Source organism: Wolbachia endosymbiont (group B) of Episyrphus balteatus, assembly GCF_947250575.1.
Classification (GTDB): Bacteria; Pseudomonadota; Alphaproteobacteria; order Rickettsiales; family Anaplasmataceae; genus Wolbachia.
In genome coordinates this window covers 37,517-63,912 of the sequence record NZ_OX366325.1, presented here as the reverse complement: position 1 = coordinate 63,912, position 26,396 = coordinate 37,517, and the positions used below count along the sequence as shown (strand labels likewise).

General features: G+C 34.9%; 28 protein-coding genes and 1 pseudogene. 19 read left to right on the top strand and 10 right to left on the bottom strand.

The annotated features are described in order from the left end of the window. Window positions 1-38: 38 nt before the first annotated feature. Complete coding sequence (locus OOL05_RS00340) at window positions 39-161, bottom strand: hypothetical protein (RefSeq protein ID WP_255446080.1); 123 nt, start codon at window positions 159-161, stop codon at window positions 39-41. Window positions 162-547: 386 nt separating this feature from the next. Between OOL05_RS00340 and OOL05_RS00335 the strand changes: the two are divergent. The 11 genes and pseudogenes from OOL05_RS00335 to OOL05_RS00285 form a co-directional block, all read left to right on the top strand. Next, window positions 548-976 (top strand): annotated as a pseudogene (locus tag OOL05_RS00335) (ankyrin repeat domain-containing protein); the annotation flags it as partial. 122 nt (window positions 977-1,098) lie between these two features. Continuing rightward, complete coding sequence (locus OOL05_RS00330) at window positions 1,099-2,325, top strand: cytochrome b (protein WP_264730355.1); 1,227 nt, start codon at window positions 1,099-1,101, stop codon at window positions 2,323-2,325. After that, window positions 2,325-3,086 carry a cytochrome c1 gene (locus OOL05_RS00325; RefSeq protein WP_019236739.1) on the top strand — a complete coding sequence of 254 codons (762 nt, stop codon included), beginning with the start codon at window positions 2,325-2,327 and terminating at the stop codon, window positions 3,084-3,086. Before OOL05_RS00330 ends, OOL05_RS00325 begins: the two co-directional genes overlap by 1 nt. An 85-nt stretch (window positions 3,087-3,171) precedes the next feature. Next, a complete protein-coding gene (uvrB, locus tag OOL05_RS00320; protein ID WP_264730352.1) occupies window positions 3,172-5,106 on the top strand; it encodes an excinuclease ABC subunit UvrB in 1,935 nt (644 codons plus the stop codon). A 304-nt stretch (window positions 5,107-5,410) separates the two neighbouring features. Beyond that, entirely contained in the window at window positions 5,411-6,607 is a 1,197-nt protein-coding gene (locus tag OOL05_RS00315) for an MFS transporter (RefSeq protein ID WP_264730350.1), read from the top strand. Window positions 6,608-6,645: 38 nt separating this feature from the next. After that, complete coding sequence (locus tag OOL05_RS00310; protein ID WP_264730349.1) at window positions 6,646-6,945, top strand: integration host factor subunit alpha; 300 nt, start codon at window positions 6,646-6,648, stop codon at window positions 6,943-6,945. Further along, entirely contained in the window at window positions 6,942-7,268 is a 327-nt protein-coding gene (locus tag OOL05_RS00305) for a MerR family transcriptional regulator (RefSeq protein WP_010402982.1), read from the top strand. The genes OOL05_RS00310 and OOL05_RS00305 overlap by 4 nt, the downstream gene beginning before the upstream one ends. A gap of 52 nt (window positions 7,269-7,320) precedes the next feature. Further along, complete coding sequence (locus OOL05_RS00300; protein WP_007302156.1) at window positions 7,321-7,911, top strand: murein hydrolase activator EnvC family protein; 591 nt, start codon at window positions 7,321-7,323, stop codon at window positions 7,909-7,911. Window positions 7,912-7,915: 4 nt separating this feature from the next. Further along, complete coding sequence (gene leuS, locus OOL05_RS00295) at window positions 7,916-10,375, top strand: leucine--tRNA ligase (protein ID WP_264376051.1); 2,460 nt, start codon at window positions 7,916-7,918, stop codon at window positions 10,373-10,375. 120 nt (window positions 10,376-10,495) lie between these two features. Then, window positions 10,496-11,053 carry a hypothetical protein gene (locus tag OOL05_RS00290; RefSeq protein WP_264730346.1) on the top strand — a complete coding sequence of 186 codons (558 nt, stop codon included), beginning with the start codon at window positions 10,496-10,498 and terminating at the stop codon, window positions 11,051-11,053. A 117-nt stretch (window positions 11,054-11,170) separates the two neighbouring features. Then, complete coding sequence (locus OOL05_RS00285) at window positions 11,171-11,908, top strand: cell envelope biogenesis protein OmpA (protein ID WP_264730821.1); 738 nt, start codon at window positions 11,171-11,173, stop codon at window positions 11,906-11,908. 115 nt (window positions 11,909-12,023) lie between these two features. Here the strand turns inward: OOL05_RS00285 and folD are convergent, their stop codons facing one another. From folD to ndk, 6 genes are all read right to left on the bottom strand, one after another. Beyond that, window positions 12,024-12,911, bottom strand: a complete 888-nt coding sequence (gene folD / locus OOL05_RS00280) for a bifunctional methylenetetrahydrofolate dehydrogenase/methenyltetrahydrofolate cyclohydrolase FolD (protein WP_264730344.1) — start codon at window positions 12,909-12,911, stop codon at window positions 12,024-12,026. Next, window positions 12,895-13,470, bottom strand: coding sequence for a UbiX family flavin prenyltransferase (locus tag OOL05_RS00275; RefSeq protein WP_010406412.1), 576 nt, complete (start codon window positions 13,468-13,470; stop codon window positions 12,895-12,897). Before OOL05_RS00275 ends, folD begins: the two co-directional genes overlap by 17 nt. Beyond that, window positions 13,463-13,720, bottom strand: coding sequence for a DUF2312 domain-containing protein (locus OOL05_RS00270; protein WP_064085427.1), 258 nt, complete (start codon window positions 13,718-13,720; stop codon window positions 13,463-13,465). Before OOL05_RS00270 ends, OOL05_RS00275 begins: the two co-directional genes overlap by 8 nt. A gap of 9 nt (window positions 13,721-13,729) precedes the next feature. Next, complete coding sequence (locus OOL05_RS00265) at window positions 13,730-15,007, bottom strand: HlyC/CorC family transporter (RefSeq protein ID WP_029237684.1); 1,278 nt, start codon at window positions 15,005-15,007, stop codon at window positions 13,730-13,732. A gap of 68 nt (window positions 15,008-15,075) precedes the next feature. Then, window positions 15,076-16,254 (bottom strand): aspartate aminotransferase family protein, encoded by a 1,179-nt coding sequence (locus OOL05_RS00260; protein ID WP_015587994.1) that lies wholly within the window; start codon window positions 16,252-16,254, stop codon window positions 15,076-15,078. A 122-nt stretch (window positions 16,255-16,376) separates the two neighbouring features. Next, a complete protein-coding gene (ndk, locus tag OOL05_RS00255; protein WP_149168695.1) occupies window positions 16,377-16,796 on the bottom strand; it encodes a nucleoside-diphosphate kinase in 420 nt (139 codons plus the stop codon). A 114-nt stretch (window positions 16,797-16,910) separates the two neighbouring features. Between ndk and OOL05_RS00250 the strand changes: the two genes are divergently transcribed. The 3 genes from OOL05_RS00250 to OOL05_RS00240 all read left to right on the top strand — a co-directional run bounded on the left by OOL05_RS00250 (window position 16,911) and on the right by OOL05_RS00240 (window position 19,547). Beyond that, window positions 16,911-17,735 carry a hypothetical protein gene (locus tag OOL05_RS00250; RefSeq protein WP_264336351.1) on the top strand — a complete coding sequence of 275 codons (825 nt, stop codon included), beginning with the start codon at window positions 16,911-16,913 and terminating at the stop codon, window positions 17,733-17,735. Further along, window positions 17,732-18,685 carry a ferrochelatase gene (hemH, locus tag OOL05_RS00245; RefSeq protein WP_264376054.1) on the top strand — a complete coding sequence of 318 codons (954 nt, stop codon included), beginning with the start codon at window positions 17,732-17,734 and terminating at the stop codon, window positions 18,683-18,685. Before OOL05_RS00250 ends, hemH begins: the two co-directional genes overlap by 4 nt. Before the next feature lie 61 nt (window positions 18,686-18,746). Then, complete coding sequence (locus OOL05_RS00240; RefSeq protein ID WP_006014617.1) at window positions 18,747-19,547, top strand: hypothetical protein; 801 nt, start codon at window positions 18,747-18,749, stop codon at window positions 19,545-19,547. Here OOL05_RS00240 and gshA read toward each other — a convergent pair. Further along, entirely contained in the window at window positions 19,544-20,698 is a 1,155-nt protein-coding gene (gshA, locus tag OOL05_RS00235) for a glutamate--cysteine ligase (protein WP_010406439.1), read from the bottom strand. The two genes, OOL05_RS00240 and gshA, sit on opposite strands and share 4 nt — an antisense overlap. 82 nt (window positions 20,699-20,780) lie before the next feature. Between gshA and hslV the strand changes: the two genes are divergently transcribed. Together hslV and hslU are read left to right on the top strand one after the other, a co-directional pair. Next, window positions 20,781-21,335 carry an ATP-dependent protease subunit HslV gene (gene hslV, locus OOL05_RS00230; RefSeq protein ID WP_010406442.1) on the top strand — a complete coding sequence of 185 codons (555 nt, stop codon included), beginning with the start codon at window positions 20,781-20,783 and terminating at the stop codon, window positions 21,333-21,335. 1 nt (window position 21,336) lies between these two features. Further along, entirely contained in the window at window positions 21,337-22,788 is a 1,452-nt protein-coding gene (hslU, locus tag OOL05_RS00225) for an ATP-dependent protease ATPase subunit HslU (protein ID WP_010406444.1), read from the top strand. Between the two features lie 70 nt (window positions 22,789-22,858). Here hslU and OOL05_RS00220 read toward each other — a convergent pair whose 3' ends face one another. Together OOL05_RS00220 and OOL05_RS00215 are read right to left on the bottom strand one after the other, a co-directional pair. Continuing rightward, window positions 22,859-23,731 carry an FKBP-type peptidyl-prolyl cis-trans isomerase gene (locus OOL05_RS00220; protein WP_264730342.1) on the bottom strand — a complete coding sequence of 291 codons (873 nt, stop codon included), beginning with the start codon at window positions 23,729-23,731 and terminating at the stop codon, window positions 22,859-22,861. Beyond that, window positions 23,724-24,506: a polyprenyl synthetase family protein gene (locus OOL05_RS00215; protein ID WP_064085854.1), complete on the bottom strand. Its 783-nt coding sequence runs from the start codon at window positions 24,504-24,506 to the stop codon at window positions 23,724-23,726. Before OOL05_RS00215 ends, OOL05_RS00220 begins: the two co-directional genes overlap by 8 nt. A 127-nt stretch (window positions 24,507-24,633) precedes the next feature. Between OOL05_RS00215 and acpP the strand changes: the two genes are divergently transcribed. The 3 genes from acpP (at window position 24,634) to OOL05_RS00200 (ending at window position 26,396) form a co-directional block, all read left to right on the top strand. Then, window positions 24,634-24,894, top strand: a complete 261-nt coding sequence (acpP, locus tag OOL05_RS00210; RefSeq protein WP_064085853.1) for an acyl carrier protein — start codon at window positions 24,634-24,636, stop codon at window positions 24,892-24,894. A gap of 6 nt (window positions 24,895-24,900) precedes the next feature. After that, a complete protein-coding gene (gene fabF, locus OOL05_RS00205; protein WP_264376056.1) occupies window positions 24,901-26,172 on the top strand; it encodes a beta-ketoacyl-ACP synthase II in 1,272 nt (423 codons plus the stop codon). 86 nt (window positions 26,173-26,258) lie between these two features. Then, a complete protein-coding gene (locus OOL05_RS00200; protein WP_158307661.1) occupies window positions 26,259-26,396 on the top strand; it encodes a hypothetical protein in 138 nt (45 codons plus the stop codon).

Here is a 26,396-nt window from a genome sequence, read left to right as displayed (position 1 = left end):
CCTCCCTTTCGGTTGATAAATAACTAAAACTAAATAACTCAGCTCCTTCGCTCCATTTCCATTACAGAAACTTCTTCACTACTACGAGCTGATCCGCCCCTGTTTTCCGCATCGGTACTCTCATCCTCAGAGATCAGCTCCTTGGATTTCTCCCTTATCATCGAAACGACAGGTTCCCGCAGTTCCACGCAATAGCCCAAAATAGATTCATGCCACCTCTATGCCGGACGCCATCTATCCAGTAAACAAGCTCCCGATAGATTTATCCCAGGTTAAGTCTAACCCCTGGTTTTGACATCATCCAATTCCTTTCGACACTTTATCAGTGGTTCATTTTCATTCATCTCTCTATTTTACACATGACGCATATTTGCGCCTTTTCCATAACGCTCACTACCTTAGCTTTTTACCAAAGCAGCTTATGGTTGTTTGAAGCCTGCTCTTGTAAGCCGGCTCCGAGGGGCCCACCCCCATCTATTGCGTAGCTTTTGCACTTAGTTTGCTCTTACTTGAACATTCCTTGTGTCTCTACGGCACACTAAACTCAGAAGATATTACTCCTGCACCAAGTAGTGCAGTAAGACCTTCTTCTTTTATTAATAGTGTATTTAGTTGGATGGGAACTTCAACAACTGCTGCACTCAGTAGCTTATTTCAGAGTGCCCCTGCTTTACCTCCTGCACAGCAATCTGCTGTCCACTCAGCTGAAAGCTCAATAGATTTTTCACGAGGTAATTTGTATGGAACAGCCATGTTAGGTTATGTAATGTTCAAGCAATTTACAGGGAAAAAATATTCAGAACCACTGAATAATTCGCTTTTTGCAATAGAAGGAATTAGAGAAAAAGAGTTTCACACTATGGCAAAAAATGTCGAGACGGCACTTAGTAAGTGTGAAAAACTTTATCAATGTCCTCGAAGTTCATTAAGCAATTCAACAATATCTAAAGGTGTATGTCATCAAAAGTCCCTTTAAAACAAGCACTCAAATTTGAGTGCTTGTTTTTGTGAAATCTACTCTTTAAACTTAAACTTTTTATTGTTTATTAGCGTTAAATTGTTACAATACAATGAGTTAAGATGACAAAGCTTTAAGTTATGGAAGATGATAGCAAAAAAGAAATAATAGAAGAAAAAGGTATATTAGGTTGGATAGAGTATAGACTGCCTATATTTTCTTTTCTAAAACATACTGCTTCTTATCAAGTACCAAAAAATTTAAATTATGCTTGGAATTTTGGTTCTTTAGCTGGTATAGCGCTGATTTTACAAATAATAACAGGTATATTTCTTGCCATGCACTACACTCCGCATGTTGATCATGCATTTAATAGTGTGGAGCGTATAATGCGTGACGTAAGTTATGGATGGCTGATACGTTATACTCATGCTGTTGGGGCGTCGCTCTTCTTTATGGTGGTCTATGTTCATATCATGCGTGGATTATATTACGGATCTTATAAGAGACCGCGAGAAATGGTATGGTTTATTGGCATATTTATATTTTTTGCAATGATGGCAACTGCCTTTATGGGATATGTTCTTCCATGGGGACAAATGAGTTTTTGGGGTGCAACAGTTATAACTAATTTATTCTCGGCTATACCTTTAATTGGTGATAAAATAGTTATATGGCTATGGGGAGGTTTCTCTGTTGATAATCCAACGCTTAATCGTTTTTTTGCGCTGCATTATCTTATGCCTTTCATTATTATCGCTTTAGCTATGTTGCATGTTGTTGCTCTGCATAGGTTTGGCTCTAATAATCCAAGTGGAATAGAAGTCAGGTCAGATAAGGATACCATTCCTTTTTATCCTTACTATATAGCAAAGGACTGCATAACTTTTGGTTTATTTTTTATAATTTTATTTGGATTTGTTTTTTATGCCCCTAATTATCTTGGGCATCCTGACAATTATATAGAGGCTGATCCTATGGTAACTCCAGTACATATAGTGCCAGAGTGGTATTTCTTACCTTTTTATGCGATGCTGCGTTCAATTCCAAATAAACTTATTGGTGTACTTACCATGTTTGGATCTATTTTAGTGTGGTTTCTTTTGCCTTGGCTTGATAAATCAAAGGTTAAAAGTGGTGCTTATCGACCATTATTTAAGAATTTTTTTTGGGTTTTTGCAATAAATTTTGCATTTCTTGCCTGGCTTGGGGGACAAGAAGTTAAGGAGCCTTACATTACTTTAAGTAGGCTCTCAACTCTTTATTATTTTTCATATTTTGTGATAGTTTTACCTTTACTTAGTAAGTATGAGAAACCAAAAAAATTACCAAAAACAATAAGCGATTCCGTGCCGGAGATGAAGTGATGCTATTGGTTAAAGTTGCTGTGTTTTGTGTATTATTTTTCGCTAATTCTCTATCTGCAGAGGAGTTTAAACCTTTACCAAATAAGAAAATTGACTGGAGTTTTAATGGAATTACCGGATCTTTCGATAGAGAGTCAATTCAGCGTGGCTATAAAGTATACAAGGAAGTCTGTGCTGCTTGCCATTCAATGAATAGAATAGCGTTTCGTAATTTGCAAGATGTTGGTTTTTCTGAAGAGGATGTAAAACAAATTGCAGCCTCTTACCAAGTGAAAGATGGTCCAAATGATTTGGGTGAAATGTTTGATAGGCCGGGAGTGTCTTCGGATTATTTTATTGCACCTTTTGATACAAAAGAAGCAGCTGCAGCAAGCAACAATGGAGCAATTCCACCGGACTTATCATTAATTGTCAAAGCAAGACATGATGGTGCAAATTATGTCTATTCACTACTAATTGGTTATCAAAACGGTGAACATGATGAGAACGGTTTATATTTTAATCCATATTTTTCAACAGGCAGGTTAGCTATGGCACCACCACTCTCTGAAGGAATGGTAGAATATGATGGTACAAGGCAAGCCACAGTTGAAAATATGGCATATGATGTGGTAAATTTCTTACAATGGGCAGCAGAGCCAGAACTGGAGCGCCGACATAAACTTGGGCTAAAAATAGTGACATATTTTATAATTTTGACGGTGTTTTTTGTATTAACCAACAACAGGATTTGGAGCAGGCTCTATAAAAAGAAAAAATAGAGTTTTTTATGTTCATTCTTTCATACCTTATTTACACTAGCAAATGTATTGTATAGTAATAAATACATTATGAAAATATAAAGGTATGGAATTTCAAATAGTTACACATTTTCAGCCAGCTGGAGATCAACCACAGGCAATAGACAACTTAGTTGCAGGGTTAAATAGTAATAAAAGAGATCAGGTTTTGCTTGGAGTTACTGGCTCTGGAAAAACCTTCACTATGGCAAATGTTATTGCAAGAACAAACAGGCCTGCATTAATTATGGCACATAATAAAACTTTAGCGGCGCAGCTTTACGAGGAGATGAGAGGATTTTTCCCTCACAATGCTGTTGGATACTTCATTTCTTATTATGATTATTATCAGCCTGAGGCTTATTCGCCACAAACAGACACTTATATTGAAAAAGACTCTTTAATAAATGAAAGAATTGATATGCTACGCTATTCTGCTATATGCTCTCTTTTGGAGCGTAGGGACACGATTGTAGTTGCGAGTGTTTCTTGTATATATGGTCTTGGTTCGCCTGAGAGCTATCTCAGCATGACCTTGACTTTAAGTGCTGGAGATAAGATTCATGTTAATGACTTTCTGAATAATTTAGTTAATCTCCAATATAAACGTTCTGATGTCAGATTTGAGCGAGGATATTTCAGAGTGCGCGGCGATATTATTGATATATTTCCTGCCTATTATGAAAATAAAGCTTGGCGTTTATCATTGTTTGGTGATGAAATAGAGGAAATTTCTGAGATTGATGCCATGAACGGCAATATTATCAGACGCATAGATACAGTCACCATTTTTCCAAATAGCTATTACACTACATCACGTGAGACTCTTTTGCAAGCAGTTCAATTGATTAAAAAAGAACTACATGAACGCCTGGATTATTACTATTCACAGAACAAAATTGTTGAAGCAAAACGCCTTGAGCAGCGTACTAATTTTGATATTGAAATGATGATGGCAACGGGAGTGTGTAAAGGTATTGAAAATTATTCGCGTTATCTTTACGGAATGAAAGCCGGAGATCCACCGCCTACATTGTTTGAGTATTTACCTAAAGATGTAATTTTATTTGTTGATGAAAGCCATGTAACCGTTCCCCAGATAGGTGCAATGTATAGCGGTAATGAAGCACGTAAAAAGAAATTGATAGATTATGGTTTTAGGCTACCTTCTGCTTTTGATAACCGTCCATTAAAATTGGAAGAGTGGGAGGCAATACGGCCACAGACTATTTACGTTTCGGCTACTCCAGGAAAATATGAATTAGAAAAGACTAATCACGCATTTATAGAGCAAGTTATCCGCCCAACAGGACTGACAGATCCCATCTGCATCATAAAACCAACAGGGAGTCAGGTTGATGATGTGATTCATGAGGCACAAGTGACGATAAAAAAAGGGTTTTGTATTCTAATTACCACATTGACAAAAAAAATGGCTGAAAAACTAGCTGAGCATATGAGTGAGCTCAGTATGAAAGTAACTTACCTACATTCAGATATTGGTGCACTGGAAAGAATTGAAATTATATGCAAATTAAGATCTAAAGAAATAGATGTTCTTGTTGGCGTTAACTTGTTGCGGGAAGGTCTTGATATTCCCGAGTGTGGATTGGTTGCAATTTTAGATGCTGACAAAGAAGGGTTTTTACGATCAGAGACTTCGCTCATTCAAACGATAGGTCGTGCTGCACGAAATGTTGAAGGCAGAGTAATTTTATATGCAGACAAAATTACTAATTCTATGGATCGTGCACTGAAAGAAACTGAAAGGAGAAGAAAGAAACAGACAGAGCATAATACACTGCATAATATTGTACCAAAAACTATAATAAAGCCTATATCAAATACTTTACAGGAAAAAGTGGTGATTGAGAATTTTAGCAAGGATGATCTAAATAGTTTGAAAAAGCAAATGTTGAAGCATGCTGAAAATTTAGAGTTTGAAGAGGCGGCGAAAATAAAAGGTATTATTGAAAAATTTAATAACAGACCCGTTACATAACTAGAAAAAAAGATAAATAATTAATAGCTAAACTGACTTTGATTTATCAACAATTTGAAAAAACATCATCTAAGTGGCAGAAAAATGAGCCAGTTCATGATAATTTCAAATTTTCACCTTTTATCTTATAGGTAATGATTGTTGAACTTATTTCTTTCTTGAGATCATATACAGATTCTAACAATTAAAATCTCACAACAAATTTGTTGTTTCATAGCTTTTATATAATCTATAATTGCAACTGTTTTAACATTAATCAGAGACTAAAAGAGGCTTGTTATTAATGGATTACTTATAAAATCTTATGGAAAGTAGAGCTTGGTTCATTTGGCTAATCAGTAACTTGATTGTTGTATTCAGCAATATGCAGATAATCTACACCTTTATAAGTGTGAATCTTGAAAAAGAACTTGGGCTCACGATTGCGCAAGTTGCACTAGCTAATTCAGCATATACTTGGACTTTTGCTATCTCACAATTTTTTAGTGGGGCAATGTTTAATGTTTTTTCCAGCAAAAAAATTTATTTTTTCTCGTTGTCGATTATGATCTTTGGGTTTTTTATCCTTATTAGTAGTGACAATTTTGTCCATTTAATTTTATCTCAATTCTTGATTGCAATTGGAGCATCGTTTGGTTTTATTGGCGCCGCTCATATAAGTAGCACATATTTTCCCCTTACTCAATTTGGACTGATGTTCTCACTAGTGCAGACAATTTCAAGTCTTTCTGCTTTGATGATTCAAATGTGCTTCTCTAGCTTGCTTGCCGAAGGTGCAGATTGGAAAAATCTTATTGTATGCGTAATATTATTTGGCGTATCGATATTTGTACTTATGTTTTTTTATCCGAAAGGACTTTCAAAAAAAAATTTGGGGGAATACACAATAAAGAGCTCTATAAAAACAGTAATATGTTCTGTACTAACAGTGCTAAAATTAAGAGATATCTGGATAACCTCAATAGTGGGTGCTATTACTTTTGGAACATTTTTAGCGCTTAATATGCTGTGGGCACCAAGGTTACTAAGCAACTTAGAACTCAATACAATGGAGTTAGGTGTGGCAACTGCAATATTGTGGCTTGGTCTTGCAGTTGGTGCTCCAATTGCAGATCTAATCTCAAATCTATTTAAAAATAGAAGGCACGTAATCTCTGCTTTTGCCACATTGCAAAGTATTTCAGCTATTATTTTACTATGCGGTAATTTAACAGTTCATATTATATACTTTTGTATGTTAATGTTTGGTTTTTTTGCAGGAGGACATATGCTTAATTTTACTGTTGGTAGTGAGATTGTTGAGCAGAAGTATATTAGCACATCATCATCCATTATCAATGGATTTATGTTTGTTATGAGTGGAATTTTAGTGTCAATTTTAGCACTTTTTTCAGATCATCAAATGGCGCTTTTCACAATATTTGCAATGTTAACATTTGCTAGTATTTTTAATTACGCTACAAAAGAAACATACTATAAAAATAAAGTAGCTGAATCTTGAGTCGATTGTTATATTATATTAACATACTGTAATAAATTATGACAACAAAAGACACAACAGTAACTAAGGCAACAATAGCTGAATGTATAAACCAGGAAATTGGATTATCGAAACAAGACTCTATTGCAATAATAGATGATATATTGGATGAGATAAAAACGAGCTTAGCAAAGGATGGAATAGTAAAAATATCTTCATTTGGAACATTTTTGGTTAAAAACAAGAAAGAAAGACCAGGAAATATACCAAAGACATCGGAAAGGGTAGTAATTAAAGCGAGAAAATCAATTTCTTTTAGACCTTCAAAAATGATGAAGAAATTAATAAACAACCGATGAATAAGGAAAAATTATTTTACACAATTGGAGAAGTAGCTGAAGAACTACATTTGGAGCAGCATGTTTTAAGATTCTGGGAAAGTCAATTCCATCAAATTAAACCCATAAAACGGAAGGGAAGAAGACTATATGATCATAAGTGTATAGAGGCAATAAAGAAAATAAAATATATGCTATATGACAAAGGATATACAATAAAAGGAGTACAAAAGGAATTTGGTAACGATGTAAGAATTGATCATTATTCAAGAAATTTGTTGCAAGAACTTACCGATTTAAGAGACTATTTGACTGATAAAATAAATGAAGAAAGTAATAAATAGACGAAAAACACTATAAAGTTTTGTGAAAGTTGATATATCTAGAGATAAGTGTATGTGTCGTATAGCCTTGTTCTTTATATTATCAGCAATACTGATAAGCTGTGGCCTGCAAAAACCTGCACCTGTACTACTTAAAGGCGAAGAATTTTATGGGAAAAGAGACCTAGAGTACACAAGGGAGTATCATTTGATTAAAGAAAATGTTGATTCTTCGCTGCGAAAAGAAAGTAGAAAAGCCTTTGTAGATAAGGTATATAACAATAATGCACAAAGCATGTGTAAATTTGTAATACCGGTTAAAGGTGCAGTTACCTCTTCTGATAAAATATGTCAAGATGGCATAAAAATTACTGCTCAAAGTGGAACAAAGGTTATTGCTTCTGCACCTGGCAAAGTAATATACGTAGGCAAAGGCCTGAGGTGGTACGGAAATTTAATTATAGTGGAACATAAAGATAATTACATGACTATGTACTCCTATTTAAAAAACATACAAGTTGAAATTGGTGATAAAGTAAAACAAGGTCAAGTAATTGGATCTGCAGGTAAATCAAGCACACAAGATAAAGATCCGCAGATGTGTTTCACAATAAGGCATAATGGTCAAGCAGTCGATCCTTTAGTACATATAAACTGTGATTGAATTTATGAAATATGATTTTAAAAACGTTGAAAAATTCTACCAAAATAAGTGGGATTTTTCTGTAAGCAAAGATAGTAAAAAGAAGAAATGTTACGTGTTGGAAATGTTTCCATATCCATCTGGTAAGATTCATATGGGGCACCTGCGTAACTATGCAATAGGAGATGTTATAGCACGTTACAAGAGAGCTCATGGATTTGAGGTTTTGCACCCAATTGGCTGGGATGCGTTTGGATTACCAGCTGAAAATGCAGCAAGGGACAATAATATTAACCCTGCAGCGTGGACAAAAGAGAATATAGACAATATGCGTGCACAGCTAAAATCTATAGGTCTTTCCTACAATTGGAATCACGAGCTTTCCACATGTGAGCCTGATTATTACAAACACGAACAGAAATTTTTTCTGGATTTTTTAAAGCATGGTCTTGCCTATCGAAAAGAGTCGTGGGTTAATTGGGATCCAGTGGACCAAACAGTGCTTGCAAATGAGCAAGTGGTTGATGGAAAAGGATGGCGATCAGGTGCAGTTGTTGAAAAACGTAAGTTATTCCAATGGTTTTTAAAGATTACTGATTTTGCTGAAGATTTGCTTCATTGTCTGCAAAGTTTAAAAAATTGGCCAGAAAAAGTCAAAACTATGCAAGAGCGCTGGATAGGAAAATCTGAAGGGGCAACTATAGATTTTGAAATAGTTGGCTTGAATAAGAAGTTAAAGATTTTTACAACTTCTCCTCATACTTTATTTGGAGCTTCTTTTCTTGCAGTAGGAGCAGAGCACCCTATTGTACAAGACCTTAAGGACAAAGAAATAAGAGACTTTATTGGTAATATGAAGGCAAAGGGGGAGAATGATGAAAAAATTGGAATTTACACTGGACTGAACGTCAGGCACCCATTTCTCGACAAGGAATTACCAATTTATATAGCGAATTTTGTGTTGATGGAGTATGGAGAAGGTGCGATTTTTGGTTGCCCTGCACATGATCAGCGTGATTTTGAATTTGCACAGAAGTATGGTTTACCGATTATTCCTGTAGTTTGTGAAGAGACCACAGAGATCTTAAAAGAACCGTACTTCGGTGATGGAGTGATGTTCAATTCTGAATTCTTAAACGGACTAATGATTAATGAGGCAAAAAAAGTAATCATAAAAAAACTTGAAGAAAAAGGAATAAGCAAAAAAACAGTAAACTACCGTTTGCATGATTGGGGAATTTCAAGGCAACGTTATTGGGGATGTCCTATACCTATTATACATTGTAAAGATTGTGGAATTGTTCCAGTTCCAGAAAAAGACCTCCCTGTTGTTCTACCAACGGATGTAGAATTTACAAGTGGTGGTAATCCCCTGTATAAGCACCCAACCTGGAAATTTGTTGATTGTCCAAAGTGCGGAAAGCAAGCAGAACGTGAAACTGATACATTTGACACTTTTTTTGAATCTTCTTGGTATTTTGCTGCATTTTGCAGTGAAAATAAATCGATTAATAAAGATACTTGTAATCGTTTTATGCCTGTTGATTATTACATAGGTGGAATAGAACATGCAATTCTACATTTGCTTTACTCAAGGTTTTTCTGCCGTGCTTTAACTAAATGTGGCTATTTTGACGTTAAAGAGCCTTTCTCTACTTTAATCACTCAAGGAATGGTCTGCCATATAACTTATAAAGATGAGAATGGCAAATGGCTCTTTCCCGAAGAAGCAAAAGAGTTGATTGCGAAGGGTGCTAAGATCCAAGTTGGAAAAGTCGAAAAGATGAGTAAGTCAAAGAAGAATACAGTTGACCCAAACTTTATCATAGAAAAATACGGTGCTGATACTGCTCGTTTGTTTGTATTATCCGATACCCCCCCAGAAAAAGATATGGAATGGTCTGATGATGGCGTGGAAGGTTGTTTTCGCTACATAAATAAATTGTGGCGTATGGTAGTGCAACTTAGGCCCGTAAACATACACTATGACAATGAAAACATTGTAGGTAAACTCCTAGAGGACAGAAAAAAAATCCATAAACTATTGCAAGGGCTTACAGATGACTTGGAAAACTGCAGATTAAACTGTGTGGTAGCAAAGTTTCGTGAAATGACAAATTTAATAGCTGCAATAGACGTAAAAACTGGAAAATCTCTTATTGATGAAGGTATATGCATACTAATCAGAGTAATTGAGCCATTCATGCCACACCTGGCTGAAAATTTATGGCAAAAAATAGGAGGCGAAGGTATGCTATATCTAAAGCCTTGGCCACAAGCTGATGAATCACTACTAATTGATAATATGGTAATTGTGGCAGTGCAGATCAATGGAAAGTTGCGTGCGACCATCAAAGTAGCAACTGGTTTATCTCAAGAAGAATTGAAGAAAATAGCAACAGATTCTGTATCTAACAAAATCGATCAAAGCAAAATTCGCACTATATATGCTGTACCAAATAAGGTAGTAAACATAGTTATATAAAAATTTTGAGTAGCATGTCCCTAATTTCGTAGGTATACTTTTTTTGATATGAGGTTATATCTTTTTTAATATAAAGGATATATACTTGTGCATTATATATTTTTTTGTATGGGTAGTTATATGAAAATAAAAGGATTGTGTGTTTTAGCTGTTTTGCTCACTTCATCTCTAGCAGGTGCAGCTAGTAATAAAGCAGCTAGTAATAGTGCAAAAGAGCAGTACTACGCAGGTTTAAACTTTGGTGGTGGATGGGGCACTGGATTAAAAATAAAACCTGGCTTAGTTTTTGGTTATAATTATGATAAAAGCTCTAAGTTTGAACTTGAGATTCTCACCGACGTAAGTGATATGTTTGGTAAGGCAACCAAGAAAATGGGAGCTAGTTTATTAGCAAATTACCGTTATTATCCTGACGTTGACATTGATCCTGTGAAACTATATGTCAGTGGAGGTTTAGGAGTACATCTACAAGTATATCCTTTTGACATTGTTGGCACTGAAACACTAGATAAAATACTGGGTGCTATTTCGTACAAACTGAAGGTTGGTGTTGATTATGAAGTTGCTCCACAGATAGTTGGTACAGCTGCTTTAACCGTAGGCGGGCAACTGAGTGGTTTAAAAGCAAAACAAATACCAGATGCGATGCTGGAAGTAGGAGTACGTTATAGTTTTTAATGCTGGATGGCATTGTGTACATGTTTAGGTGTAACCATAAGCAATGCTCAAAACTTGCTGCTAGCATGTTTGAACACTTATTTTAGTATGTTTTAAGGAATGTTACATATGAGTAATATGAAAATGAAAAAATTGTTTGCTATATTGCTTGCTTCATCTTTAGCAAGTACAGCTAGTAGTAGTGCAAGTGAGTTAGAAGATCGGTACGAAGATCGGTACGAAGATCAGTACTATGTAGGTTTAAACTTTGGTGCTGGATGGGGTGATACTTTTAAAATGAAACCTAGCGTTGTTTTTGGTTATAATTATGACAAAAATTCTAAATTTGAACTTGAGGTTCTTGCCAACATAAGTGATATAACTGATAAACAAAAAAGGAAAGTAGGAGCTAGCTTGTTGGCGAATTACCGTTACTATCCTGATCTTGAAATTGATCCCATTAAATTATATGCCAGTATAGGACTGGGTGGATATATCCAAGTATTGCCTTCTTTTGGCTTAGGTGGCAGTAGTACAGGTGAAACTAAAGGCAAAAATGTTGCAAATAAAGATGATTCAGGTAGAATTACGAATGAAGATGGTACAGAAAACGATAATACAAGGGAAGAGGAAGAAAAGAGAGAAGCTCCAGCTCTACTAGCTTCTGATGGAAGCAAAGTAACGTCTGATCCATCTTTAGTAGACAAAATACTGAGTTCTATTTCCTATAAACTAAAGGTAGGTGTTGATTATGAATTTACTCCGCAGATAGTTGCTACAGTTGCTATTGCTGCAAGTGGGCAATTAAGTGCCTTCAAGCCACCAGTACAAATACCAGATGCAATCATAGAAGTAGGCATACGTTATAATTTTTAATGTTCTAAATTGCATATTTCTTGTAGTGAATAAGATAATCCTGCAAAGAGGTTTGCTATTTGGATAAAAATTCGATGTTATTATCTAGAGACGGGTATCTATTTTTCTTATGCCCTCAATTAATGAAATCAGAAGCATCAACTCCCCGCTGCAAGCAAGCAGCAATTACAGTGTTCATCATAAGAAATGCTATTGTCATTGGGCCAACACCCCCGGGTACTGGAGTAATAGCCTTGACTTTTTCTTTTACTCCCTCAAAGTCAACATCACCCACAAGCTTACTTTGATTTCCCAAGTTAACGCTATTTATGCCAACATCGATCACTATTGCACCTTTTTTTATCCAATCTGCTTGAACAAAATTTGGCTTTCCAACTGCTGCAACTACTATATCCGCTTTAGAGCAATAATCAGCTAAATCCCTACTTTGTGAATGCAAGATGGTAACGGTACAATTTTCCTGCAACAATAAGTGAAACATCGGCTTACCCACAATATTTGATCTGCCAATAATCACCGCATTTTTACCGGACAGATTATTTTCAACTGACTTAATTAAATGTAAAGAACCTTTAGGAGTACAAGGTATCAGACAATTTTTTTCACCTTTAACTAACCTGCCAACATTCTCATCATGAAAGCCATCTACATCTTTTTCAACACTTACTGTATTAATTATTCTGCTTGCACTGATGTGCTTTGGTAAAGGTAACTGAACTAAAATTCCATGCACAGATGAATCTTCATTTAATGTATTAACTTTTTCAATCAATTCATCTTCTGAGATACTATCAGGCAAAACAATAGTTTCAGAACTTATGCCTATTGATTCTGCTTTTCTTTGTTTATTACGAACGTAGACCTGACTTGCTGGATTGCTACCCACAAGAATTACTTTAAGACAAGGAAAAACATTATACTCTTTCTTTAAAATATCAATTTTTTTTGATAGCTCCTCACAGAGATCATTTGCTATTTTTTTACCGTTAATAATAATTGACATTTCCTTGCCACTCCTTGAAGTCAGGTAATGCGATATCAAATAAATTCAATACTTTACCAACAGCATGATTTACAATATCATCCAAAGATTTTGGTTTAATATAAAAAGCAGGCATCGGCGGAGCAATAATTGCTCCCATCTCCGTTAGTTTTAACATATTTCGGAGATGTCCAAGATGTAGTGGAGATTCTCGCACCATAAGAACTAATTTTCTTCTTTCTTTTAGAGTTACATCTGCAGCCCTTGTTAATAGATTGGAAGTCACCCCCGATGCTATTTCAGACATTGTTTTCATAGAACATGGAGCAATAACCATACCTGAGGTTTTAAATGAGCCGCTTGCTATTTTTTCTCCTATTTTTTCTTCAGAATAGTAAAAATCTGCAAGCGATATAATATCTTCAAGTTTTTCTTTAATCTCATGAGCTATAGTTATTTTTCCAGCACTGCTGATCACTAAATGAGTTTCATGATTGGTATTTTTTAGTGCCTCTAGAATCCGTACACCGTAAATAGAACCAGATGCTCCACTTATTCCAATTACAATCCTACTATTCACCTTCGTAATTCATTCCCAATGCACGTTTGTAGGTATAAAGTAATATTTCCTGTTCCTCCCTGTCATCATCATCCATCTTTCTTAGCCTAATAATCTGTTTCATCACTTTTATATCCCAACCTTCATCTGCAGCTTTTGCATATACATCACGAATGTGATCTTGCACATCCCTCTTTTCTTGTTCAAGTTTTTCGATTCTCTCTATATAGCTCTTCAAATCTTCAGCCGTTATTTTTACTGTATCTTCCATAGAACCCAACTAATTAATTGCTACTACAGTATTATCAGTTTTTACTTGTACTTCAATCATAGTAATAATATTTTTATCTTTTTTTAAAATCTTAAAGTAAAAACCGTACATGGAAAACTCTTCATTTTCTTCAGGAATGCGCTCTATCTCGTTTACAATCATACCTGCTAGAGTTGTAGCTTCTTCATCAGGAAGATCCCAATGTAACTGTCTATTAATATCCCTAATAGTAGATTTTCCTTCTATGTGATACATATTATCGGATATCTTTTTTATAAAATTCTCTGTGATCAAATCATGTTCATCTGAAATTTCTCCAACTATTTCTTCCAGTATATCCTCAAGAGTTACGATTCCCTGTAGTGCTCCATACTCATCAATAACAAATGCAAGGTGTTTCCTGTTTTTACGGAAGTTGTGAAGTTGTACACTGAGTGGCGTACTTTCTGGTATAAACCAAGGCTTTGACATAACTTTGGCAATCTCTATTTTATTATCCTTTTCACGCAAGGCATTTATTAGATTTTTCACGTGAACCACTCCAACAATATTATCTGGTTCTTTTTGCCATAAAGGTACTCTGCTATGGCTACTGGTTAAAATCTCTCTTATTAACTCTTCTTTGTTTCGATCTATATCAAGAGAAAATAAGTTTCTCCTGTGGGTCATAATTTGTGATATTTCTGTCTCAGCCAAATCAAGTATACTATTTAGCATATCTAAATCCTGTTGTAACATAGTGCCCTCACTGCGGTGAAGAGTAATCATATTACGCATTGCATCTGCTGCAGATATTACCTCCCTATTCTTATGAAGCCCACATAACTTCAGAATGATATTGACAATAAACTGAATGCCTAATGTCAATGGAGAAAGAACCTTGACAAAAAACAGCATAAAATAAGCAGAAAGTAATGTAAATTTTTCAGGATTTTGCATGGCGTAAGTTTTTGGTAAAACTTCACAAAATAGCAAAATACAAAACGTCATCATGAACGTTGAAAGAAATATGCCCTCACTCCCAAAAGAATTTATAAATATTACTGTAAATAAAGCAGAGCAAGTAATGTTAATAATTGTATTACACAGTAATATTGTTCCTATTGTTAATTCTTTTTTACCTAACAAAAGCTCTATTATCTTGGCTTTTTTGTTACCTTCTAGCTTTAGTTTATTCACTCGGGATCGGCTAATTGAGGTTAACCCTATTTCTGCTCCTGAGAACAAAAACGATAAAATCAATAAGAAAAAAATTGCTGACAATACTGAAATCAATAACCAATCCATTAAAGTATGATGTTATTGCGATATAGAAACAGAGTTGATTTTATATGTTGTAAGAAGCATTTGCAAGTCTATATATCTTTAATATAAAAAAATAAATCATGAAATATATCACACACTGCATTCACATGCATATTCTCAACAACAAGTGGAGGAGTTATTCTTATTACCCTATTATTTAAAATTTTAGTCATTATTAAGCCTTTGTCAAGAGATTGTTTAACAATTTTATCAGCCAAAGGTACTCTAAGCTCTATCCCTATCAATAAACCCTCCCCACGAACTTCTGAAACGATCTTCGGAAATTCTTCAGTCAAAGGCAACAACTTTTCTTTTAGATATTTACTGACCTTCTTAACATGGTCAAAAAAGCCTTCCTTTAGCATTACATCGAGTACTGCATTACCAACAGTCATGGCAAGTGGATTACCTCCATAAGTTGACCCATGAGTTCCTGGAGTGATTGCTTCTGCTATATAATCTTTTACTAAACATGCAGCCAAAGGAAATCCATTACCCATAGCCTTCGCACAAGTGAGCATATCAGGTTCAACTCCTATATTTTGATAGTAAAATAGAGAGCCAATCCGTCCATATCCGCATTGCACTTCATCAAAGCATAAAATTATTCCTTGAGCTTTTGTTATCTCTCTTACTTTTTTAAGATACTCTACGTCCAATGGATGTACTCCGCCTTCACTTTGTATGGGCTCTAAAAATATGGCAGCTGTTTCGCTATTGATTTTCTTTTCTAATGCTTCAATGTTATTTCTTGGAACTTTATCAAAACCAGAAAGGAGTGGAGCAAAACCTTCGCGTGATTTTTCATTTCCCCCAGCTGAAATTGCAGCAATACTGCGGCCATGAAAACCTCCTTCAATTGTAATGATGTGACTGCGCTTTTCTTGTCCATTTAAGTAGAAATAGCGGCGAATAAATTTAATTGCAGCTTCTGTTGCTTCAAGTCCACTTGAGCAGAAAAAAACTTTATCGGCAAAGGTAAGTTCTGTTAAACGCTGAGCAAGCCTTTCCTGCTGAGGAATAGTAAAAATATTAGAGCAGTGCCATAATGAATCCAGTTGCTCCTTCAGTTTATCTGTAATGTATGGATGACAATGCCCTAGAGAGGTTGTAGAAATTCCTGCAGCAAAGTCTAAATATTTTTTACCATCCTTATCGAAGAGATATACTCCTTCTCCTCTAACTATAGAAGCTTCAGATCTATTATAAGCGTTAACAACATGATCCATTTTAAATATTATCTATACTGTGCATGAAAAAGCTTTCCCTTAATATTGCTTAAACTAAAAATTGGGCTAATATTATACAGTTCAACATAAAATTCAGAAATTTAATATGTAAAAAAGTAAAACTACACCAATTCACATTCAGCAAAAAAGAAAGCTATTTCTCTATGAGCATTCTCTAGACTATCAGAACCATGCACTCTATTTTCACTAATATCATCAGCAAAATCACCCCTAATTGTACCTTTATCTGCCTGCTTTGGATCTGTAGCACCCATGATTTGCCTGTATTTACTGACTGCATTTTCACCGATTAAAACTTGAACTATCACAGACCCAGAAGTCATAAATTCCACCAACTCTCCAAAAAAAGGCCTATCCTTATGAATTTCATAAAACAGCTCTGCTTGTTTTTTTGTCAGCATCATCATTCTTTGTGCTATAATTTTTAGTCCAGATTTTTCAATGTAAGAATTTATACTGCCTGTAATATTATTTTTTACTGCATCAGGTTTTAATATTGAAAGTGTTCTCTCAATTGCCATATTATTTCCTTATATTAAGATCGTATATTTATAGATTTATTTTATTATAAACTTTGATTTGATAAAAGCAATTTTTCACTTATAGTTAAGAATAAACCATCAAGGAGGTGTTTTATGGGGTGTTGTAATAAAAAAAACAACAAACCAGTCGATCCTAATGTTAAACAATCAATTGAAACTACACTTACTGCTAAAGAATGGGTTAATCAATTCAAGTCATCAATTTTTTGTGGGACAAAAGGATTTTTAACTTTTAATTTGGCATTTTTGAGTTATTTAGAGTATAGCTTACACAATAATACAAAATTAAAAGAAGGCGCTGTTTTTGCAATAAAAAGGAATACTATTCCATTTTTCGAAATGGCTATCATAGTGCCATTTGTTTGTCTTGCATTACCATCTATGATAGGTGGGATGAACCTCATGCATTGTGCGCTTATATGTGCTGCACTGATGGTTGCAACATGTTTTGTTGTGAGAACCTTTTACTTGCGTGAAAAGTTATTGAAAAAAATGACTAATAATGAAAATTATACCGAGGAACAAATAGAGCAGGAATTTAAGAAAGACACTATAAAATTTCCTATCTTTGATAAAAACAGACAGCATATTGAATATAATTCTCCTAATCCAGGACAACTAATGAATGAAAGTCCTCCCTCTCTTTTTGTTAAGGTTTTACTTTTCCCCCTTACGATTTTTCTGAAGGCTCTACAAAGCTGCATAATGATATCTTTGGCTGCTGTTGAACTTCTTGAAGCAGTGCCAAGTTTTTGCGTTGATGTGGTTTTCGATAGAGGCTTTGCATCTACACAGAGTAACATGAAGAGATCTGCTCATCTATTGTATGCCAGTGTAAGAAATTTAGTGCCTGTAACTAAACTTGATGAGTGTGTAGCTGATTTTATAGGCAAACCTGAAGAAAGGTGCTGTCAGTGAAGAAGGCGGTAATCTTATTTAACCTAGGCGGACCTGATTCACTAAGTGCGGTCCGTCCTTTCTTATTTAATCTTTTTTACGATAAAAGAATAATAAATCTACCAAATCCTTTTCGCTTCCTTTTAGCAAAGTTTATCTCCAAAAGGCGAGAAAGTACTGCACAAGAAATATACGAGCACATTGGAGGTAAATCGCCAATCTTGGAGAATACAAAAGCACAAGCTGATGCTTTAGAACTAAAATTAAATGAAGATGGAAACCATGTGTATAAGATATTCATCTGCATGCGTTATTGGCATCCATTTGCTGATGAAGTTGTTAAAAGCGTAAAGCAATTCAACCCTGACGAAATCATTCTGTTACCACTATATCCGCAATATTCAACCACCACAACTCTATCATCCATAGAGAATTGGCAAAAAAATGCCAAACTGGAATGTAACACAAAAACAATTCATCATTATTATGACAATGAAGACTTTATTAAAGCTCATGTTAATCTGACGTCTAAATATTATAAATTAGCTAGCAAAATCGGTAAGCCAAGAGTCCTATTCTCGGCTCATAGCTTACCTCTTAGTATCATTAAAAAAGGCGACCCTTACGCTTCACAGATAGAAAAAACAGTAAAATTAATAGTAAAAAAATTGAATATTGAAGATCTTGATTGGGGAATATGTTATCAGAGTAAGGTTGGCCCTGTAAAATGGTTGGAGCCTAGTACTGAAAGTGAGCTATCACGCGCGAAAGACGATAATATACCTGTAGTTTTATCACCTATATCTTTTGTTTCTGAGCATTCTGAAACACTGGTTGAACTTGATATAGAGTATAAAGCAATTATCAAAGACGGATATTACTTTCGCGTACCAACTCTCAGTACTGATCTCTTATTTATCAAGTGCTTGGCCGATTTATGTTTAGATCACTCTCAAAGTACTGATTTATAGCACTTTTCTTTTTAGATTTTTATAGTATAATATTAAAAAGTTATGATTTTATTATCTACTTATGCCAAAAGGTAAGCCAAATACATTTATAGAAAGTATACATGATGCTCACAATCATGATATTAGAAAGATGTATTGTATTGCAGTAGGTTTAACAGGCATATTGTGTAAAATTTCATTGCAATTCTGTTGCGAGTTTATTGATAACAACAGATCCAATATTTGTACTATATTAGATATTTCTAAGTTCATAAAACTACCAACATCAATAATATTTGCTCTTCACTTTGGTCTCAATTTAGCTGGATATAAATCTAAAAAACTTCAGAATGGTAAAGGGGGAAATGAACCTGAAAAACCAATACAGGTTGTGGGTAGCTTAGCCTTCTTGGCAAACTGTGTCATAGGAATATTGATGCAGACAAAAATCATTCATTTCTTAGCTAGAAACAACAAGGATGTAATAAGTTATATTAGCTTAACATCAGCAGTTCTATTTCTATTTTCAGAATGCATAAACTGTTATTATACATGGAAGAAGTATCTAGATAATAAGGATTCTGAAAAGTCTGCTAAATATGGCAAAGAAGTTATTTTTAGCACATTCGCTTTGTCATTGGGCTTGTTAAGCTTCATATTAAAAAGAATGGAACTTCCAACCATACCAATAGACTTGGGTGGTGGCATAATCTATAATTTCAACTTAACTGTTACGGTCAGTTTGATACTAAGCATAGCATATCTAGTATCAAACATCGATAAGTTTGTCAATCAACCTAATAATGGTACTGATCCTTCTACTGGACTTGATGACGCTCACCATATTCAGCATAATGGCAGCATTGTAGAAATTAATTATTAGAGATGAAAAGACTTAATTTCTACTGCCAATGCTAGCACTGCTAATTTGCTAACAATATTCCAAAGTGGCAAAGTTTTATTTTCTTGGCTGATGTCATAAAATTCACAGTCAGTGGAATTCAAGCTAGAATATACATCTTTCCTGCTATTACATCGGTATAAGTAACATGTTGGAGTATCTCCTATATAGTATATTAGCGGTTCTGCAGAACTACTTTTAAATATGTCAATAGTTGGTACACCTTCTTGTATAATAACACTATTGATTGCTATTCCTTCTTTTATCTTTTTCATTTTATGACGCTTTTTTTTATTGAGATTTAATATTTCCTTTCCACTTGTTGCTGTTATAATGCCCATTCCATATGTGCCATTGCTTGCTTTGATAAAAACGTAAGGTTGTGTTTTTATTTCATATTCCTCATATTTTTTTTGCACTAGAGATAATATTTGGTCAACTTTAGTCGCTACTGCTCCTAGTGATGAATCATCATTAAAGTCAACTCCATTACAGCTTTCTGTAAGCACAGAAATAAGCCATGGGTCCATTTTAAATTCGCCACAAAATTCGGACACTAATTTTTGATAGATTTCAAAATATTGAAATTTCTGCCTACTGTGCCAGCCATATAATGGACTTGGCACTATCTCTTGTTTTACGTTTTCTAGCGTGTCTGGAATGTGGCTCGTCATATCACGGTTCAGTATAATAATATCAGGCACAAATCCTGAAGTTGTCTTCAGCAAAGAGTTTTCTTTCACAACAGTTTCATACTGTTCTATTAAATTGTACGTTTCATTATGAAAGAGGCCAATTCTAGTTTCAAAACCTGCGAGTTGCAGTACCTTTTCTATAGCAAATACATTTTCTATATACATTTTATTTCGTGTGTAATTCTCCGGTATTATAAGGGCCTTTTTATATTGTTTTGTTTCGAAGTAGCTTTTTATCAATTTTGCTGCTATCGCTTTTGATACTTCACTTAGGTTATTAAACCCTGCAGGAAATAAATTGGCGTCTACTGGAGCAATTTTGTAGCCTGAATTCCTAAGATCTATGGAGCTATAAAATGGTAATGTAAAACCATTAAATTTTGTTTTGAACCAATTATTTATATCTTTTTCCAGATTTGGATGAATTATGTTTTGCATCTACACTTTAAATGTTATAAGAAAAGTACTATATTATAAGTTATAATCTTAATATAATATAACGAATTAAAATAACAAAAAAATGATTCATCATGACAGCAGTAAAATGTATGGTACTACTATACTGTCAATTAGAAGAGACAAAAATGTAGTAGTAATAGGTGATGGGCAAGTCTCGCTAGGCCATACCGTTATAAAATCTGGAGCAAAAAAAGTTAGGCGTCTTTCTGGTGATTCCGTAATTGCCGGTTTTGCTGGAGCAACAGCTGATGCATTTACTCTCTTCGAAAGGCTAGAATCTAAACTTGATAAGCACCCAGGACAGTTAATGAGGGCATGTGTTGAACTTGCAAAAGACTGGAGAATGGATAAATATCTAAGAAAATTAGAAGCTATGATGATCGTGGCAGACAAGTCCATTTCATTGGTCATTACAGGAACGGGTGATGTTCTTGAACCTGAAGATGGCATTGCAGCCATTGGCTCTGGAGGAAATTTTGCTTTATCTGCAGCAAAAGCTTTGATTGACGTTGAAGGAATATCAATAGAGGAGATTGCAAAAAAGGCTATGAAGATAGCTGCCGATATATGTGTTTATACAAACCATAATCTAATTATCGAAAAAATAGAGGAGTAATATGTCAAGAACTTTGTGTGCCAATTTTTCTAGTCAATCTGTAGTAGGTCAATTTGATAATAATGATGACTATAATGAGAAAAATAGCCTCTATGAAAATGAAGGTACAGGAAGTAGCAGCATTCAAAGCTCACAAGCTTTATTAGATGATCTACCACCACAGAAGATAGTTAAAGAATTAGACAGATTTATAATTGGGCAGAATGATGCAAAGCGCGCTGTTGCTATTGCACTCAGAAATCGTTGGCGTCGAAATAAAGTCCCACTTCCACTACGTGAAGAGATTATACCTAAGAATATACTCATGATAGGCCATACGGGAGTTGGTAAAACTGAAATAGCTCGCCGTTTAGCAAAGCTTGCTGGTGCACCTTTTATAAAAGTTGAAGCAACGAAATTTACTGAAATAGGATATGTTGGACGTGATGTTGACTCGATAATACGTGATTTAGTTGACGCAGCAATAGTTTTAGTTAAGGAAAAAGCACGTAAAGCCTTAACTAAAAAAGCTTTAGGTTTGGCTGAAAAGATAATAGTCAACTCCATGGTTGGTGAAGATGCAACCGAGGAAAGCAAAAAAGTTTTCAGAGAAAGACTGAGAAATAAGGAATTTGAAGATGGAGAAGTTTCTATTAACGTCAGGGAGAGCAAGGGTATGTTACCCACTTTTGATATACCTGGCATGCCAGGTGGGCAAATTGGTGTGATGAACGTAACAGAAATCGTGGGCAAGATGTTTAATGGGAGCAAAAAAACAAAAACTATTACAGTTAAAGTGAAAGAAGCACGTGAAATATTGATTAATGAAGAAAGCGAAAGGTTAATGGATGAAGACAAGATAATCAAAGAAGCGATTGATCTTGTTAGCAATGAAGGCATAGTGTTTTTAGATGAAATAGATAAAATTGCAGCACGTACAGAAATAAAAGGTGAAGTCAACAGAGAAGGAGTGCAGCGCGATCTGTTACCATTACTTGAGGGAACAACTGTTTCAACTAAGTATGGCCCCGTAAAAACAGACTATATATTATTTATTGCATCTGGTGCTTTTCATTTATCTAAGCCATCTGATCTTTTACCAGAATTACAGGGTAGATTACCAATTAGAGTGGAACTTAAGGCGCTTACTCAAGAGGATCTAATAAAAATATTAAAGGAACCAGAATCTAGTTTGTTAAAACAGTATATAGCGTTAATGAAAACGGAAAATGTAACACTTGAGTTTACTGATGATGGTATAGAGACTATAGCTGAAATAGCATTTACAGTTAATAGAGAAGTGGAAAATATAGGTGCAAGAAGACTTCATACTGTCATGGAGAAGCTTTTGGATGAAATAAGTTTTATCGCTTCTGAAAAAAATAGTGAAAAATTTGTTATAGATAGCAAATATGTAAGAGATAAACTAGAGTCAATTTCAAAGCAGCTTGATTTATCTAAATTTATACTTTAGAGGAAGCCTACTTTAAGTAATATAGAGCATCCAAGAGGTTTTATTTTTTCTTACTTCGTAATTCTTTAAGCTATTTTTCAATAGTAGAATTCAAGCTTAAATCAATTATTGCAATATCACAATCTATGCCTTTTGTTAACACATCAGTTAAAAGATCAGGTGAAGAAAGAACTGTTCTTTTATTACCAGCTCTCATTCCCACAACTCCAAGTTCTATAGCAAGTGGTATTTTTTTGTCACCAACCTTAAACTGCACTATTTGATCTTTGATTATATACTCACCATTATGTCTCTTTATGCTATATTGAACTGATATCTCATCGCCACATTTTACTCGCTTTCCAGTTTTGTTAATTAAGTCATTAAAAATCATCAGGTTATTTACTGAATCAGGATATTTATCTTTTACTTCAATCAGTTTGATGTAATAAGAGTTAAAACTCATTTTGTTGTCATCAGCGGCAATAGTAACTACACGCTCTCCACCTTCTTTCATACCTATTACCCCTAAACTCACTTCTTTTAAGTAATCCTGACCTATTTTCAAATTGACATCAGTCGGAAGTAGCGTTGCTAGGTTGTTGGAGACTTTGTACATTTGTAGCAGAACTTCTTGGCCACAGAAAACTTTACTGCCACTGCCTTCAGTAATTTCATAAAAGTTTATCATCTCTTCTTCTTTTTGCTGTGTTATTTCTTCTAAATATTCTGCTAACCCATGCTTTTCAATATAACGATCAAGAGCTGATTCAAGTATCGGCCTGACCAAATAACTTGCTATCATCTGTGTCAAACCACCATGTGTAGCATTTATTTCGTAAAGCTTTTCCCTTTTCTCTGGTTTATCTTTGTTTATATAAACAATCGTAATTATAAAAGCAGAAGCTAAAGTGAGAATCATTACTACAGAGATAAACATTTGTAATATAATTTTTCTAACCATCTTTTTTTACTTGATTCAATAAATCATATAAGTCATTAGTATTCCCTGAAAGCGTACTTAAATTATCTGAGGCCTGTTTAAAGAGACTATCTATATAGTTTTCCATTTCATTTTTTCCAAGCACGGACATTAAATTGTTTGTTTTATCTTGCTCATAATCTTCGATATCATCCTTGGCTTGAAAAATAAGCCCTAGATTTATTCCATAGTTATATAATGCTTCCCGCTCCTTGTCTGTAGCGCCTCCTATTATAGCCCCTATTTCACATGAAGCTGCAAATAGTTTTGCAGTTTTCATCAAATGAATTTCTTTTATTTTGTCAAAATCTGCACCTATATCTAAAATCTGCCCTCCCACCATTCCCTTCATTCCTATTGCTTGAGAGAGCACTTTTATGATCTCACAATTTAACAAAGATAATACCTCAAAAGCCAGGGTAAGTAATGCATCTCCGGCCAGTACTGCTGTTGCTTCACCAAATTTTTTGTGGCAGCTTGGCTGGCCTCTGCGGGTGTCACTGTTATCCATACATGGCAGATCATCGTGAATTAGGGAGTAAGCATGAATAAATTCAATTGCTGCTGCTGCTGTTATTGCTTTTTCAACCTTTATGTTGAATATCGACGAAGATGCTATAACTAAAAAAGAACGTATATGTTTTGCAGGAGCAAGAAGCACATAACGCATAGCTGATATAAGTTTATTCTCGCTATTTTCAGGTAAGAGCTTATTCACTTCTACAACAAGCAAATTTTTTGTTGTTTCGTCTAGCATTTTTAAATTTATTAACTATTGAGTGCTAAGAGATAGGAAGTTTTTAATAGTTTATATAATCATAAAAGCTATTGCAAACATCAAAATTTCTTATAACATCAGAGAATAGGTTATTTTTTAGTAAGAAATGAGCGAATTGGCAAAAAGCACTAGGGAAGATATAGAAGAAAAAGTAAAGAAGATTATACTAGAGCACATCAGTAAGGATGTAGAGGGATTTAGTAGTTCTTCAAAGCTTTCAGACCATGGCACAGATAGTTTAGATGCAGTTGAAATAATCATGGCAGCTGAAGAAGAATTTGGTATAGAGATTCCTGACGAAGATGCACAAAAAATGGAAACTATGGAACAGATAGTTGAATATGTAGTAAACAAAGCAAACAATTGATGTTGAATGAGCAGAAGAGTAGTAGTTACCGGTGTTGGCTTAATTACTCCACTAGCAGCAGATGTTAATAACACCTGGTCAAAGCTGAAAGAAGGTAAATCTGGCATCAAAGCAATCAATACAGATAGGTTCGACTCTTCTGATCTTGCTTGTCAGGTTGCAGGGCAGGTGCCTGTGCAATCCGATAACATTGAGCATTATTTTAATCCACCAGATTATATTTTTGAAAAAGACCTAAAAAGAACAGATCGTTTTATTCACTACGGAATTGCAGCAGCTATTCAGGCAGTAGAAGATTCACTAATTTTGGAAAATAAAAATATTAATAAAGAGCGAATAGGTGTAGCTATTGGTTCTGGTATAGGTGGTCTTCCGTCAATTCAGGAAAATGTAATTACCATGCAGGAGAAGGGGCCTAGACGTGTTAGCCCATTTTTTGTTCCTGCAAGTCTAATAAATTTGATATCTGGTCATATTTCTATTAAATACGAATTTATAGGTCCAAATGACTCAGCGGTAACTGCATGTGCAACAGGTGCGCATGCGATTATAAACTCAGCAAGAGCTATAAAACTCGGTGAAGCTGACATTATGATTGCAGGCGGAGCAGAAAGTGCGTTATGCAGAGTTGGAATTGCAGGTTTTGCATCGATGAAGGCGCTATCAACTAAATTCAATGATAAGCCTGAAGAGGCCTCAAGGCCATGGGACGAAGAACGCGATGGATTTGTCATGGGCGAAGGGGCAGGTATATTAGTTCTGGAAGAATATGAACATGCAAAAAAAAGGGAAGCAAAAATATATGCAGAACTCACTGGATATGGGTTAACAGGAGATGCGCACCACATCACAGCACCACATCCAGAAGGAAGAGGCGCACTTAAGGCAATGGAACTTGCTTTAAGGAGTGCACAAGTAAGCCCAAGTCAAATTGGGTATATCAATGCACATGGGACTTCAACAACACTTGGGGATAAAGTTGAAGTAATAGCAATGAAGCAGTTATTCGGTGACTATGCCTATAAAATACCTGTTTCCTCGACTAAATCTTCTATAGGACATTTACTTGGTGCCGCAGGAAGTGTTGAAGCAATATTTAGTATCCTTGCATTAAACAATGGAATTGTTCCACCAACTTTAAACCTACACAAACCTTCAGAAGGGTGTGATTTAAATTTTGTACCACTTAAAGCTCAAGAGCATAAAATTCAATATGCGCTTTCTAATTCATTTGGTTTTGGTGGTACCAACGCGTCTCTCATCTTTGGAAAGGTGTAGTTAATTATGCTATTTTGAATCGACTACGAAAATGTCATTCGAGTAGCTGAAACTGGAATCCAGTTAAATTGGTCAGCATAAAAGTAATGTTGAAATATAACATTTTGATGATGATGAAGAAATGGATCCCAGTGTCAGCTACTCGAATGACAGAAGAAGAAAAAGCAAAATTTTGCCTTTTACCGCTAACCTATTATACTTACTTGATAAGTTCTATCGCTTGA